Here is a 12,632-nt window from a genome sequence, read left to right on the forward strand (position 1 = left end):
TCAATACGGAGCAATGTCCGAAATGAGATGATCTGGGCCATTTCTGTGCTGTTCGGGCGGGCCCCGCTCCTACTGCCCGGCCTAGGATGTGACGTGGCCCCTATGGGTGGCATCACATCCACAGCGCCATTTCGAGGGCCCCGGAGGGCATTCCGTGCCTGGGCGACCCGGATGTGCGGCGTCGGTGGGCTCCTCTTGCCGGTGCTAGCGCATGCGCGCTAGCGTGTTGATGTGCCCAAGACTCAGCTGAACGTGAGAGTGGACGAGGCGACCGCCGAGGCCGCGCGACAGCGCGCGCTGCAGAGGGGGATGAGCGTGAACCGCTACATAGAGGAGCTTGTGCGGCAGGACGCGGGGGAGGTCGGACATACCTTCGTCGAGGCCGCGGCCGACTTCATGAAGCAGTACGAGTCGGTGTTCGCCGAAGAGTTCGGCCCGGAGCGCAAAGGCACGCGTTGAACCTCCAGATCGACCTTTCCTGGCTGCTCATGGTGGCCGAGCACAAGACCCCCGGCGATCCGCAGGTGGTCGACTGGGGTGCGCTCGTGGCCGCCGTGGCCCGCCACGAGGCCGAGATCTTCGGCAGCCCCGTCTACAGCGACCCACATTCCCGGGCCGCCGCGCTCCTGCAGTTGCTGCTCCATGTCCCCGCGCTCGAACACTCCAACGCGATGTTCTCCTCGGCCGTCGCGTACGGCTACCTCGTCGCCTCCGGACTCAAGGTCATCACCTCGCCCGAGCAGGTGCGTGACCTGGCCCGGCTGGTGAAGGAGGGCAAGGCGGACGTCCGGGCCATCGCCGACGAACTCCGCCAGTGGAGCCTGTGACAGCCCCGCATCGAGCCGATGGGCCGGGTGCGGCACGCCGAGCCGATACGCCGGCGCGGCACGCCGAGCCGATACGTCAGCGCGGCACGTCCGGCCGGCGCGCCACCCCCAGCATGCAGGTCGACACGGGCAGCCGGATCCCGCACTCCGGCATCCTGACCCTGCGGTAAGCCTCCACCACGAATCCGGCTCTCTCGATGGCGGCCAGGGTGTCGCGCCCCGTATGACACCCGCCCGTCAGCAGCGGCCAGACCGTACGGTCCAGCACCCGCTGCGCGGCCGCCATGGCCCGGTCGTCGGCCAGCACATGCTCGAAGAAGCGCAGCTCACCACCGGGCCGCAGCACCCGCACGATCTCCGCGAGCGAACGCTCCACATCCCTTACGCTGCACAGCACCAGCGAGGCGACGGCCCCGTCGAAAGCCTCGCTCTTCACCGGCAGCGCCTCCGCCGCGCCCGGCACCACATCCACCGGGAGCCCGGCACGCAGCGCCGACCGCACCGCCAGCCGGCGCAGACTGCGCTCGGGTTCGATGGCCACCACCTCCGACACCGCGGGCGGGTAGTGCGCGAAATTCAGGCCATTGCCCGCACCTATCTCGATGACCCGCCCGGACAGGCCGGCCAACAGGTCCGAGCGCACCGCGGCCAGCCCCGCCCTGGTCTCCGCGACCACGCTCATCCGGGCGTAGAACCGGGCGAAGACGGGGTGGTGGACCGCGTCCCGTGGGATTCTCGTGCTGCGCAGACGCATGACGGGCCTCCTCGACCGGGCGCTCCGGCAGAAAGTACGGCTACCTAGATTCTCCCCCGTCCGGCGCGGCTCATCCGCTCATCCGGCCGACCGATTCCCACCCAGCTCCGCCGCGAGCCAACTCCGGGCCCGCACACGGAAGTCGGCGGGATCCAGGGCCCCCGCACCGGCCGGCACCGCACCCAGCAGCGGGGCGCCCGCAGCCACGGGCAGGTCCGCCAGATTGCAGCGCGCCGCGAGGTCCGGCTCGGCGGGCATGCTGCCCACCACCACACCGAGACACCCCAGTCCCCGAGCCCGCAGCGCCTCCGAGGTCAGCGCCGTGGTGTTGAGCGTGCCCAGACCGGCGGGCGTCACCACCAGCACCGGCGCGTCCAGCAGCCGGGCGGCGTCGGCGAGGGTCGAGCCCTCGTCGTCGAACCGTACGAGCAGGCCGCCCGCACCCTCGATCAGCACCAGGTCGTGCTCGGTCGCCAGCTTCTGCGCAGCGTCGGCGATCTCGTACGGTCGCACCGGCGGAAGACCCGCCCTGTGGGCGGCCGTGGCGGGCGCCAACGGCTCGGGGAACCGGGCCAGTTCGACCGCGGTGACATGGCCGCCCGCCAGCCGCGCCACCTCGGCGGCATCACCGGGCTCGCCGGGGGCCAGCCCTGTCTGCGCCGGCTTGAGCACCGCGACGCGGAGGTCCGAGCGCGCCGCCGCCACGGCCGCGGTCACGATCGTCTTGCCGATCTCCGTGCCTGTTCCCGTCACTACCAGAACCGTCATCTCAGCCCTCTCGCGCAGCCGCGCACACGGCGCGGCAGATCCGTGCCACATCCTCGTCACCGGTCACATACGGCGGCATCGTGTAGACGAGGTCGCGGAACGGCCGCAGCCACACCCCTTCCCGTACCGCCGCCCGGGTCGCTGCCGCCATGTCCACCTCATGATCGAGCTGTACGACACCGATCGCGCCCAGCACCCGCACATCCCGCACCCCGGGCAGTCCGGACGCCGGGGCGAGGCCTTCCCGAAGCCCGGTGCCGATCCGCTTCACCTCCCGCTGCCAGTCCTGGCCGAGCAGCAGATCGACGGAGGCGCACGCCACCGCGGCGGCGAGCGGATTGCCCATGAACGTCGGTCCGTGCGCGAGCACCGGCACCTCGCCGCTGGAGATGCCCTCCGCCACCCGGGAGGTGCACAGCGTCGCCGCCATCGTCAGATAGCCGCCGGTCAGCGCCTTGCCCACGCACATGACATCGGGGGAGACGCCCGCATGCCCGGCGGCGAACAACTCTCCGGTACGGCCGAAGCCCGTGGCGATCTCGTCGAACACCAGCAGCACCTCGTGCTCGTCGCACGCCTCGCGCAGCACCCGCAGATACGCGGGGGAGTGGAACCGCATCCCGCCCGCGCCCTGTACCACCGGCTCCACGATCACCGCGGCCAGCCGGTCGGCGTGCTCGGCGATCAGCTCCCGCAGATGCCGTACGTAGGCGGCGTCCGGCTCCGCGTCGAAACCGGCCGGCGGCTCGTCGGCGAAGACCTGGCGTGGCAGCACCCCCGACCACAGCTCGTGCATGCCGCCCTCGGGGTCGCACACCGACATCGGCTGCCAGGTGTCCCCGTGATAGCCGCCGCGCCAGGTCAGCAGCCGCTGCTTGGCGGGCCGCCCGGCCGAGCGCCAGTACTGCAGGCACATCTTGACCGCGACCTCGACGGCGACCGACCCCGAGTCGGAGAGAAAGACATGCCGCAGCGGCTCCGGGGTGATCTCGACCAGCCGGGTGGCCAGCCGCACGGCGGGCTCATGGGTGAGCCCGCCGAACATCACATGGCTCATCCGGCCCAGCTGATCACGGGCCGCCTCGTTGAGCACCGGATGGTTGTAGCCGTGCACCGCCGACCACCAGGACGACATGCCGTCGATCAACTCGCCCTGCCCGTGGGCCGGTTCGGCCAGCTTCAGCCGTACCCCGGACGCGGACTCCACGACCAGCGGCTCCTGACGGCCCGGCATCGGGCCGTACGGATGCCAGACGTGGGCCCGGTCCAGGGACCGCAGCTCGGCCGGGGAGAGAGCCTCAGGCATTGGGGGCGAGGTCCGTTCCCGCGCCGCGACGGCGGACCGCCACCAGGTCCGTGCGGGCGGCCGGCACCTCCGGTGACCCGGGCGCGGCCTCCCCGGGCGCCTCTCCGCACGGGGCGCAGCCGCCGTCGTGCGAACCGCAGCCGCCGCCGGACTCCGCACGGTGCGCGGGCAGCGTCGTCGTGCCCGCCCCCTCCACCTCGAAACCGGCGTCCGCGATCATGTCCAGATCCGCCTGACCCGCCTGACCCTCGCTGGTCAGGTAGTCGCCCAGGAAGATCGAGTTGACCAGATTCAGGGCCAGCGGCTGCATCGAGCGCAGATGCACCTCGCGCCCGCCCGCGAGCCGTACCTCCACATCCGGGCAGACGAAGCGGACCATCGCCAGAATCCGCAGACAGCGCTGCGGGGTGAGGTTCCACTCCTTGGCCAGCGGCGTTCCCTCGAACGGGATCAGGAAGTTCACCGGCACCGAGTCCGGGTCCAGTTCGCGCAGCGAGAAGACGACATCGACCAGGTCGGCGTCGCTCTCGCCCATGCCGGCGATCAGTCCCGAGCACGCCGAGAGCCCGGCGGCCTGCGCCTGGTGCACCGTCTCGACCCGGTCCGCATAGGTGTGCGTGGTGGTGATGTCCCCGTACGTCCCCTCGGACGTGTTGAGGTTGTGGTTGTACGCGTCGGCACCCGCCGACCGCAGCCGGTCGGCCTGCCCGTCGGAGAGCAGACCGAGGCAGGCGCACACCTCGACGCCCTCGTTCTGTTCCTTGATCGCCTCGATGGTCTCCGACACCCGGTCGACATCGCGGTCCGTCGGACCGCGGCCGCTCGCCACCAGACACACCCGCTTGGCCCCGCCCGCGACCCCGGCGGCGGCGGCCTTCGACGCCTCATCCGGTTTCAGCCAGGTGTACTTCAGGATCTCGGCCTTGGAGCCGAGCCGCTGTGAGCAGTACGAGCAGTCCTCGGGGCAGAGGCCCGACTTGAGGTTGACCAGATAGTTCAGCTTCACGCGCCGCCCGAACCACTGACGGCGTACCTTTCCGGCCGCGGCCACCACTTCGAGCAGATCGTCGTCGGAGGTCGCCAGTACGGCGAGGGCTTCTTCGCGGGTCGGCAGCTCGCGCCGCAGCCCCTTGTCCACCAGCGTGTTCAGGAGGTCCATGGCCAAGATCCTGGCCTACCGCACGGCTCCCAGCCAAGGAGGAACCGGACAACAGAGCCCGCCGAGGGTGTGTGTATTGCCACACCATGACCTGTTGCAAGCGCGGTTAGGGTCTGTGAGCTGCCTACAAAAGGGACCGCTCATGCCCTTCGACCCGTTCGACTGGATCGACGCCGAGGCGCGCCGCCGCGCGGACGCCGGACTCGTCCGTACCCTGCGCCCCCGGCCCGCCGCGTCCGGACTTCTGGACCTCGCGAGCAACGACTATCTGGGCCTGACGCGGCACCCCGACGTCACCGCCGCCGCGGCCGGGGCCGCGCGCGAGTGGGGTGCGGGCGCGACCGGGTCCCGGCTGGTCACCGGCTCCACCGCACTGCATGCCGAACTTGAGAGCGAGCTGGCCGAATTCTGCGGTTTCGAGGCGGCCCTGGTGCTGTCCTCCGGCTACGCGGCCAACCTGGCGGCCGTCACGGCGCTCACCGGCCATGGCTCGCTGATCGTCTCCGACGCGGGCAACCACGCCTCGATCGTGGACGGCTGCCGGCTCTCCCGCGCCGGAACCGCCGTCGTTCCGCACGCCGACCCCGAGGCCGTGCGCAAGGCCTTGCAGGCGCACCCGGGCCGGGCGCTGGCCGTCACCGACTCGGTCTTCTCGGTCGACGGCGACGCGGCACCGCTGCCCGAACTGGCCGACGTCTGCCGGTCCGAGGGCGCCGCACTGCTCGTCGACGACGCGCACGGCCTGGGCGTGCTGGGGGACGGCGGCCGAGGAGCGCTCGCCGCCACCGGTCTCGCGGGCGACGCGGACATCGTCACCACGCTCACCCTCTCCAAGTCCCTGGGCAGCCAGGGCGGAGCGGTCCTGGGACCGGCCCGGGTCATCGAACACCTCGTCAACACGGCCCGTACGTTCATCTTCGACACCGGCCTCGCGCCGGCCGCGGCGGGCGCCGCGCTGGGAAGCCTGCGGCTGCTGCGCCGCGAACCGGAGCGGGCCGGCCGGGCCCGCGCGGTCGCCGCGGCACTGTACGAGCAGCTCACCGGGGCCGGCCTGGCCGCCGTACGGCCGGACGCGGCCGTGGTCTCGGTGCGTGCCCCCTCGGCGGACGCGGCGGTGCGCTGGGCGGCCGACTGCCGCGCCGCCGGAATCGTGGTGGGCTGCTTCCGCCCCCCGTCCGTGCCGGACGGGGTGTCCCGGCTGCGGCTCACCGCACGGGCCGACCTGACCGAGGAGCAGATCGCCACCGCGGTGTCCGTGGTGCGGCGGACCGCCCCCGTCAGCTGACCGGACCCCGGCGCAGGCCGGCGACGAACGAGGTCCAGGCCGCCGCGGTGAACCTCAGCGGCGGCCTGGACACGTCCTTGGAGTCCCGCACGGCCAGCCGCTCGTCACCGAACGGCGCGGCCTCCACACAGTTGTTCATACCCGTGCTGCGGCTGCTGCGCCGCCACCGTAAGTCCTGCTGTGCGAGGCAATCCGACATGAGGCCCCCTCGGGCGGTCCGAAGTCACCGACCGTCGCGGTCGATCGCGGCGATCAGATCCAACGAGTGCTCCGGCGACAGCGCGTGAGCCTGCATCGTGCGGAAGGCCGTGCTGTACGCCTCAAGGTCTTCTTTCCGCTCCAGGTAGAGGCTACTCGTCAAATGGTCGAGAACGATCACATCCAGATCAGAAGTGCTCGGAAATGAGAAGATAACGAAAGGCCCGGTGAGCCCGGCATAGCCGCCCATCGAGAAGGGCAGCAACTGAAGTTGCACGTGGGGCAGTTGGGCCACTCGGGCCAGATGGCGCAGCTGTTCCCGCATCACCCGGCACCCGCCGACCTGGCGCCGCAGCACGGCCTCGTCGAGCACCGCGCTCAGCCGCAGCGGCGGATCGGTCCGCAGCACCCCCTGCCTGGCCAGCCGCACCTCCACCAGCGAGTCCAGCTGGCCGGCCGGCAGCCCGTCCAGTGACGCCCGCGTCACCGCACGCGCGTAGTCGGCCGTCTGCAACAGCCCCGGCACCACCGAGGTCTCCAGCGTGCGCGCGGTCCGCGCCTGGGACTCCAGACTGATGAAGTCGCGGTACTGGGGCGGGATCAGACCGCGATAGGCGTGCCACCAGCCGCTGCCGCCACCGCCCGCCGAACCCGCGAGCGTCGCCAGGAGATCCCGCAGCCGGGTGTCGTCCACGCCGTACGTGTCCAGCAGCCGGGTCACATCGGCCGGCTGCACCCCGCTCACCCCGGTCTCGATCCGGCTCACCTTCGACTGGTGCCAGCCGAGCATCCGCGCCGCGTCCCGACTGGTCAGTCCCGACGCGTGGCGCAGACTCCGGAGTTCCTCCCCGAGCTTGCGGCGTCGAACCGCAGGGCCGTGCTGCATCCGCGGCCTCCCTCCCTCTTCTGCCGAGCGGACAGTGTGCCGCCCACATCCGGTCTTGCGTGGCAGGGTTCACCGCTTCGAGCGACAGATATATGCATATCTTGGTGGATCGCCATCACAGAGGGCAGCATCAGTGGCAATCTGGCGCGAAGCGCAACCTGTACCGATCGCGGGTCGGTACGGGTGGGAAAGGGACGGCTCGCCATGGCAGACCATCAGGAAGCAAACGTCACTCTGCCGAGCGAGCCGGTCTCGGTCTCGGCAGCCCGCAGGTACGTGGCCCGGGTGCTCACCGAATGGGGCCTGGCCACCGACACCGATTTCGCCGACAGCATCCAGCTCATCGTCTCGGAGCTCGCGACCAACGCCGTCCAGCACACCTTCGGGCAGTCGCCCACATTCACCGTGGAACTCCGGCTGGAGCGGGAGGAGCAGCTGCACCTCGGGGTGACGGACAGTCACCCCCGCTGGCCCCGGCGACTGCCCGCCGCCGTCCAGCAGGACAACGGACGCGGCATGGTGATCATCCGCTGTCTGGCCAAGGAGTGCGGCGGCCGGCTCACCGTCACCCCCACCGCCGACGGCGGCAAGACGGTGTGGATCGCGCTGCCGTGGAGCATCCCCATGCAGAGCTGACCGACGCGTTCACCCGGCCTCGCCGCCCGGCCGCTGCGCCGACCCCGCCCGCCCGAACCCGCTGCGCAACAGGGCCTGGAGCGTCGCCGCGGCGGCGCTCGCCCGGTCACCGCGGTGCACCACCGAGATCGTCCGCCGGAAGGAAGGGGGATCCAGCCGCCGGACCGACAGCGGCGTCGGCGACATCGCGGCGACCATCTCCGGGACGACCGCCATCCCGATACCCGCACTGACCAGCGCGCACACCAGCGCGTAGCCGGGCGACTCGCAGACCACGGCGGGCGTCGCCCCGGCCTCGGCCAACGCCTGCTCGACCCCGCGGCGCGGCGGATGCGTGGGCGCGCTGCTGATCAGCGGCCGCCCCGCCAGTTCCGTCACCGGCAGTCTCCCGCTGCCCTCGGCGAGCATCTGCCCGACCGCAGTGATCAGGACCAGCTCCTCGACCAGCAGCGGTTCGGCGAAGACTCCGGCGGGCCACGGCGTCGCGGCGGCCGGCTCGTACACATGGGTCAGCGCCAGATCGACCTCACCGGCGGCCACCGCGGCGACGCCCCGGGGCGGTTCGTACTCGGTGACCGCCAGCTCCACGTCCGGGTGGGCACGCCGGAAGGCGCTCAGCACCGGCGGCAGCAGATGCACGCCCGCCGTGGTGAACGTGCCGACCCGCAGACGTCCGCCGGAGAGCCCGGAGAGGCGGGCCAGCTCATGACGGGCCTGGTCCATCTCGTCGAGGATGCGCCGGGCGCGTCCGGCCAGCAGCTCGCCCGCGGCCGTGAGCCGGGCCCCGCGGTGGTGCCGCACCAGCAGTGCCGCACCCGCCTCCCGCTCCAGCTTGGCGAGCTGCTGGGAGAGGGCCGGCGCGGTGTAGCCCAGGCGTGCGGCGGCCCGGGTGATCGAACCGGCCTCCGCGACCGCCACCAGCGCCGCCAGCCGTGTCGGGTCGTACATTAAGCGTTCCTTTTGGCAGACCCAGAAGATTGCAAGTACACGCTAAAGGCTCTGCCGGGTCAGGGTGGACCCATGGACGCACAACTGATCGCCTTCACCGGGGTCGCCGCAGGAATGGTCGCGCTGCCCGGCGCCGACTTCACCGTCGTCGTACGCAACGCGCTCGCCTCCCGCAGCGCGGGCGTGGCCAGCGCGCTGGGTGTGGCCGGGGGACTGCTGGTGCACACCGCCCTGGCCGTCGCCGGGCTCGCCGCGGTGCTGGTGGCGGTCCCCGCACTCCTGCGCACCGTCCAGCTGCTCGGCGGGGCCTACGTCCTGTACCTCGGCATCAGCGCCCTGCGCGCGGCACGGCGCGGCACCCCGGACGGGGAAGGCTCCGAGGACCGGCACGCGGACCGGGGACGCGTACGCGCACTGCGGCAGGGCTTTCTGACCAACGCGCTCAATCCCAAGGCGCCGGTGCTCTTCCTGAGCCTGCTGCCGCAGTTCGTCCCCGACGGGGAGCCGCCGCTGCCCAGGACCCTGCTGCTCGCGGCGATCGTCGTCGCGCTGGCGCTGGTCTGGTTCCCCGCCGTGGCGCTTCTCGTGGACCGGCTGGGCCGGTGGCTGCGCCGGCCGCGCACCGCGCGCGCCGTCGAGGGCGGCAGCGGCGTGGCGCTCACCGCGCTGGGCCTGGTGCTGGTGACCGGTCCGCTGCCGCACTGAGCGGGGAAGGGCCGGCCACCGGCCCCGGCCACCGGCCCCGGTCGGCGGTCCCGGACCGCCGACCGGGCCGCGCCTCAGCGGACCCGGCCGTAGTAGACGCTCTTGGTCCAGATCTTCTCCAGCCGCACCACGGCGCCGGTCCTCGGCGAGTGCCAGATCTTGCCCTTACCGGCGTAGATCCCCACGTGGTAGACACTGCGGCCGTAGTGGAAGAACACCAGATCGCCGCGCTGTCGGTGCGAGGCCGAGATGTGGCGGGTCCGGTTGTACTGCTGCTGGGCCGTGCGGGGGAGCTTCTTGCCGGCCTTCTTGAACGAATAGAGCGTCAGCCCCGAACAGTCGAAGCGGTTGGGGCCGGTGGCCCCCCACCTGTACGGCGAGCCCTTCTTCGACGCCGCGACGTTGAGCGCCTTCATCGACAGAGTCGCCGCCTGGGCGTCCGTCGTGGCGCCCGGGGCGAACATGGTGCCGCCGACGGCGGCGAGCGTGAGAACCGAGGCCGTACCGGCCCGGACGAGCAGAGACGGGACATGAACCTGCGCAGTCATGCGCAACCCTTCGTCAGCCGCCTGTGAAGGATGACCTGTCGGGTTCGGGCTGGCGAAGTTGCCCGGCCGCGTTCGGCGGCTTCACCCCGAGGGTCGACCGGTGTTCAGGTCGACCCGTTGTGCTCGGGTCCTCCACTCCTGCCGATCCACTTCTGTCGACCAGGCATCCGGACGGCGGCAGGACTCGGCGTCCGCCCGGACCGCCCCGCCGCGGTGGCGGGGGCTTGTCGTCCCAGGGATCTTGACTCACCGACTGCCGGATTTCCGAGCTGAAACAGGGATATGTGAGGCTCCTCACGACTGATCCGTTCAGGTGGACATGATGATTTCTGAGGCCCCGCCAATGATCCGGACCAGGTTCGTACCTGGGGCGGAAGGGTTGATTCCATTCACTGTCCACGCGGAAAACGCAAGTTGAACGGTCCCTCCTGAGGGGGACTTCCTACGCCGAACGAGCGAGGATTTCCGGTGGGGCCGTCGGGCGTGTCGAGTACGGGAGCCGGGTGACGGCCGCCGGGCGCCGGGACAGGGGGAGTTGGCCGGAACTCCCGTCGGGCGCGGGGACCGCGCCCGACGGTCAACTCGGCGGAGCCGGGGGTACGGTGACGCGCCCGGCCCGCCGCTCCCCGTCCAGCACCCGCAGCGCACGGGCGAGCGTGGCCGCGTGGAGCCGCGCCTCGCCGCGCTCGTGCATCAATGCGAGGGCGTCCCGCAGGGTGCGTGAGTGCGCGACAAGTGCCTGGGCGGCGCGCAGCGCGCCGTAGGTGTCGCTGCCGCGGGCCGGGTTGATCCGGCCGACCTGGTCGAGGACTTCGAGATAGCGGTCGATGAACTCCCCCTCGGCGCGCGTCAGTGCGGGCAGCGGAGGGAACTCCGGTGGTTGCATCGGGTGTTCACCTCGCGCCGTGCGGCGGCAGTGCGGAATTCCGGCTCTCCAGGACGTGGTCCACCAGCCCGTACGCCTTGGCGCCCGCCGCGTCGAGGATGAGGTCGCGTTCGGTGTCCGCGGTGATCTGCTCCTCGGTGCGGCCCGTGTGACGGACCAACAGGGCGGTGAGCATCGCGCGGACCCGTTCCAGTTCCCGCGCCTCGATCTCCAGGTCGGAGGGCTGCCCCTGCACCGGCTCGGTCAGTTCGGGCTGCTGTACGACGACTCTCGCGCCGGGCAGCGCGTGCCGTCGGCCGGGCGCGCCCGCGGCGAGCAGTGCGGAGGCGCAGGAGCCCGCCTGGCCGAGGCAGTAGGTCTCCACCTCGCAGTTGAGGTACTGCATCGTGTCGTAGACCGCGGACATGGCACCGAACGAGCCGCCGGGCGAGTTGATGTAGAGCGACACGGGCCGGTCCGGTGCGTCGTGCTCCAGGTACATGAGCTGCGCGATCAGGTCGCCGGCCGCGGTGTCGTCGACCGGGGTGCCGAGGAAGACGATCCGTTCGGAGAGCAGCTTGGAGTACGGGTCGAGGGTGCGGGTCCCGTTGGTCGTGCGCTCGGTGAACTCGGGCAGCACATGACGGGCGGTGGGGCGGAACAGCATGGCGATGCCTCTCCTGCGGGGTCTGCACGGGGGTCTGCACAAGCTTCCGTAAAAAATGTACAGGACGTACAGAAGGTTATGATGGGGAGCATGGCCCATGAGATTCCGGTGACGCAAGCCCGAGCTGAGCTCGCCGAACTGATCAACCGTGTTGTCTACGGCGGTGAACGCGTGGTCCTGACGCGGCACGGCAGGCCGCTGGTGGCGCTCGTCTCGGCCGCTGACCTGGAGCGACTGGAGAAGGAGGAGGCGGCCGTCGAGGAGCAGGTGATCAGCTCGGTCTCCTCGATCGGCTCTTCGGTGTCCGCTCCCGGCGAACGGCGGCGCTTCGGCATCGCGGCGGAGCACCGGGAGCACGGCGAGCCGGGCAACTGAGCCCCGCCCGGCGGCCCGCGACGCGGAGACGCCGTGTACCCCCGTCCGCTCGGACGGGGGCACGCGGCGCGTCCGGGCGGGAGGTCAGCCCGCCAGAGCGGGCTCGCGGGTGGGCGCGGGAGGCGCCGCCGAGGGCCGGGTGCGGCGCCGGCCGCCGATGAGTACGGCACCCGGTCCGAGCGCCGCCCACTGCGCGAGGGCGAGCAGCGGTCCGCCCGCGCCGCTGCCGTCGAAGAACGCGACCGAACGCAGCAGCGAGCCGCCCGCGCCCGGCGGCATCAGCTGACCGATCGCCCCGACCGGCCCGGGGAACAGCTCCGGCGCGCAGGTCACGCCCGAGAAGGGGTTGCCGAGCAGCACCATCAGCACGGCGCCCGCCCCGATGCATGGCGGGCCGATGAGCGCGGCGAGCCCCGCGACCGTCCCGCCGATGCCAGCACGGTGAGTCCCGGCGTCCCGGCCTCCGCCCACCAGTTGCCGGTGATCACGCCGAGTCGGCCGGCGGTGAGCGCCGTCGCGCCGAGCCCGGCCGTCACGGTCACCCCGGTCAGGGTCAGCGCGGCCCGCCCGCCGCGCGGCCGCAGCAGTGTGACCGCCGAGCCCGGAAGCACACCGGCGATCGCCGGCGGAAGGAAGCTCGCGCCGAGGACGCTGCCGCGCGGATCCGTGCCGGGCGCCGCCACCACATCCGTGACCCAGAGGGCG

16 protein-coding genes, 1 pseudogene and 1 riboswitch are annotated in these 12,632 nt (G+C 71.8%); of the genes and pseudogenes, 6 read left to right on the forward strand and 11 right to left on the reverse strand.

Annotated features, from left to right (window positions below; translation table 11 throughout):
* Positions 1-231: 231 nt before the first annotated feature.
* Positions 232-459, forward strand: coding sequence for an antitoxin (locus tag EES42_RS17470; protein WP_093551072.1), 228 nt, complete (start codon positions 232-234; stop codon positions 457-459).
* Positions 456-827: a fic family toxin-antitoxin system, toxin component gene (locus EES42_RS17475; protein WP_093551070.1), complete on the forward strand. Its 372-nt coding sequence runs from the start codon at positions 456-458 to the stop codon at positions 825-827. The genes EES42_RS17470 and EES42_RS17475 overlap by 4 nt, the downstream gene beginning before the upstream one ends.
* A gap of 76 nt (positions 828-903) precedes the next feature.
* Here EES42_RS17475 and EES42_RS17480 read toward each other — a convergent pair whose 3' ends face one another.
* The 4 genes from EES42_RS17480 to bioB all read right to left on the reverse strand — a co-directional run bounded on the left by EES42_RS17480 (position 904) and on the right by bioB (position 4,814).
* Positions 904-1,581 (reverse strand): class I SAM-dependent methyltransferase, encoded by a 678-nt coding sequence (locus tag EES42_RS17480; protein WP_124719120.1) that lies wholly within the window; start codon positions 1,579-1,581, stop codon positions 904-906.
* Positions 1,582-1,659: 78 nt separating this feature from the next.
* Positions 1,660-2,349, reverse strand: coding sequence for a dethiobiotin synthase (bioD, locus tag EES42_RS17485; RefSeq protein ID WP_124719121.1), 690 nt, complete (start codon positions 2,347-2,349; stop codon positions 1,660-1,662).
* A 1-nt stretch (position 2,350) separates the two neighbouring features.
* Positions 2,351-3,655, reverse strand: a complete 1,305-nt coding sequence (locus EES42_RS17490; RefSeq protein WP_124719122.1) for an adenosylmethionine--8-amino-7-oxononanoate transaminase — start codon at positions 3,653-3,655, stop codon at positions 2,351-2,353.
* Positions 3,648-4,814 (reverse strand): biotin synthase BioB, encoded by a 1,167-nt coding sequence (gene bioB, locus EES42_RS17495; protein WP_124719123.1) that lies wholly within the window; start codon positions 4,812-4,814, stop codon positions 3,648-3,650. The genes EES42_RS17490 and bioB overlap by 8 nt, the downstream gene beginning before the upstream one ends.
* 142 nt (positions 4,815-4,956) lie before the next feature.
* On the opposite strand from bioB, the gene EES42_RS17500 reads away from it, so the two are divergent.
* The gene (locus tag EES42_RS17500) at positions 4,957-6,099 is read left to right on the forward strand and encodes an 8-amino-7-oxononanoate synthase (RefSeq protein WP_124719124.1); all 1,143 of its coding nucleotides are present in this window, start codon (positions 4,957-4,959) and stop codon (positions 6,097-6,099) included.
* Here the strand turns inward: EES42_RS17500 and EES42_RS17505 are convergent.
* A complete protein-coding gene (locus tag EES42_RS17505) occupies positions 6,092-6,298 on the reverse strand; it encodes a DUF397 domain-containing protein (protein WP_124719125.1) in 207 nt (68 codons plus the stop codon). The genes EES42_RS17500 and EES42_RS17505 overlap by 8 nt on opposite strands.
* A 24-nt stretch (positions 6,299-6,322) precedes the next feature.
* Positions 6,323-7,183 (reverse strand): helix-turn-helix domain-containing protein, encoded by an 861-nt coding sequence (locus EES42_RS17510; RefSeq protein ID WP_124719126.1) that lies wholly within the window; start codon positions 7,181-7,183, stop codon positions 6,323-6,325.
* A gap of 204 nt (positions 7,184-7,387) precedes the next feature.
* Between EES42_RS17510 and EES42_RS17515 the strand changes: the two genes are divergently transcribed.
* Complete coding sequence (locus EES42_RS17515; protein ID WP_124719127.1) at positions 7,388-7,819, forward strand: ATP-binding protein; 432 nt, start codon at positions 7,388-7,390, stop codon at positions 7,817-7,819.
* A gap of 9 nt (positions 7,820-7,828) precedes the next feature.
* Here EES42_RS17515 and EES42_RS17520 read toward each other — a convergent pair whose 3' ends face one another.
* On the reverse strand, positions 7,829-8,767 hold the full coding sequence (locus EES42_RS17520; protein WP_124719128.1) for a LysR family transcriptional regulator: 939 nt from the start codon (positions 8,765-8,767) through the stop codon (positions 7,829-7,831).
* Positions 8,768-8,839: 72 nt separating this feature from the next.
* Between EES42_RS17520 and EES42_RS17525 the strand changes: the two genes are divergently transcribed.
* The gene (locus EES42_RS17525) at positions 8,840-9,472 is read left to right on the forward strand and encodes a LysE family translocator (protein ID WP_124719129.1); all 633 of its coding nucleotides are present in this window, start codon (positions 8,840-8,842) and stop codon (positions 9,470-9,472) included.
* A 74-nt stretch (positions 9,473-9,546) separates the two neighbouring features.
* On the opposite strand, the gene EES42_RS17530 is transcribed toward EES42_RS17525, so the two are convergent.
* The 3 genes from EES42_RS17530 to EES42_RS17540 form a co-directional block, all read right to left on the reverse strand.
* A complete protein-coding gene (locus EES42_RS17530; protein WP_124719130.1) occupies positions 9,547-10,020 on the reverse strand; it encodes a C40 family peptidase in 474 nt (157 codons plus the stop codon).
* Positions 10,021-10,023: 3 nt separating this feature from the next.
* Positions 10,024-10,196, reverse strand: a riboswitch (cyclic di-AMP (ydaO/yuaA leader).
* Between the two features lie 401 nt (positions 10,197-10,597).
* Positions 10,598-10,906, reverse strand: a complete 309-nt coding sequence (locus EES42_RS17535; RefSeq protein ID WP_124719131.1) for a hypothetical protein — start codon at positions 10,904-10,906, stop codon at positions 10,598-10,600.
* Between the two features lie 7 nt (positions 10,907-10,913).
* On the reverse strand, positions 10,914-11,549 hold the full coding sequence (locus EES42_RS17540) for an ATP-dependent Clp protease proteolytic subunit (RefSeq protein WP_124719416.1): 636 nt from the start codon (positions 11,547-11,549) through the stop codon (positions 10,914-10,916).
* Between the two features lie 93 nt (positions 11,550-11,642).
* Between EES42_RS17540 and EES42_RS17545 the strand changes: the two genes are divergently transcribed.
* Positions 11,643-11,927, forward strand: coding sequence for a type II toxin-antitoxin system Phd/YefM family antitoxin (locus EES42_RS17545; RefSeq protein WP_124719132.1), 285 nt, complete (start codon positions 11,643-11,645; stop codon positions 11,925-11,927).
* A gap of 84 nt (positions 11,928-12,011) precedes the next feature.
* Here EES42_RS17545 and EES42_RS46175 read toward each other — a convergent pair.
* Positions 12,012-12,622, reverse strand: a pseudogene (locus EES42_RS46175) (ABC transporter permease); the annotation flags it as partial.
* Between the last annotated feature and the right edge of the window lie 10 nt (positions 12,623-12,632).

It is taken from the genome of Streptomyces sp. ADI95-17, assembly GCF_003846175.1.
GTDB classification, from domain to species: domain Bacteria; phylum Actinomycetota; class Actinomycetes; order Streptomycetales; family Streptomycetaceae; genus Streptomyces; species Streptomyces sanglieri.

Bases quoted from the DNA above. Each gene is read 5' to 3' on its own strand.
- EES42_RS17480 (WP_124719120.1), bottom strand. From the start codon at position 1,581: ATGCGTCTGCGCAGCACGAGAATCCCACGGGACGCGGTCCACCACCCC.
- bioD (WP_124719121.1), bottom strand. From the start codon at position 2,349: ATGACGGTTCTGGTAGTGACGGGAACAGGCACGGAGATCGGCAAGACG.
- EES42_RS17490 (WP_124719122.1), bottom strand. From the start codon at position 3,655: ATGCCTGAGGCTCTCTCCCCGGCCGAGCTGCGGTCCCTGGACCGGGCC.
- bioB (WP_124719123.1), bottom strand. From the start codon at position 4,814: ATGGACCTCCTGAACACGCTGGTGGACAAGGGGCTGCGGCGCGAGCTG.
- EES42_RS17500 (WP_124719124.1), top strand. From the start codon at position 4,957: ATGCCCTTCGACCCGTTCGACTGGATCGACGCCGAGGCGCGCCGCCGC.
- EES42_RS17505 (WP_124719125.1), bottom strand. From the start codon at position 6,298: ATGTCGGATTGCCTCGCACAGCAGGACTTACGGTGGCGGCGCAGCAGC.
- EES42_RS17510 (WP_124719126.1), bottom strand. From the start codon at position 7,183: ATGCAGCACGGCCCTGCGGTTCGACGCCGCAAGCTCGGGGAGGAACTC.
- EES42_RS17515 (WP_124719127.1), top strand. From the start codon at position 7,388: ATGGCAGACCATCAGGAAGCAAACGTCACTCTGCCGAGCGAGCCGGTC.
- EES42_RS17520 (WP_124719128.1), bottom strand. From the start codon at position 8,767: ATGTACGACCCGACACGGCTGGCGGCGCTGGTGGCGGTCGCGGAGGCC.
- EES42_RS17525 (WP_124719129.1), top strand. From the start codon at position 8,840: ATGGACGCACAACTGATCGCCTTCACCGGGGTCGCCGCAGGAATGGTC.
- EES42_RS17530 (WP_124719130.1), bottom strand. From the start codon at position 10,020: ATGACTGCGCAGGTTCATGTCCCGTCTCTGCTCGTCCGGGCCGGTACG.
- EES42_RS17535 (WP_124719131.1), bottom strand. From the start codon at position 10,906: ATGCAACCACCGGAGTTCCCTCCGCTGCCCGCACTGACGCGCGCCGAG.
- EES42_RS17545 (WP_124719132.1), top strand. From the start codon at position 11,643: ATGGCCCATGAGATTCCGGTGACGCAAGCCCGAGCTGAGCTCGCCGAA.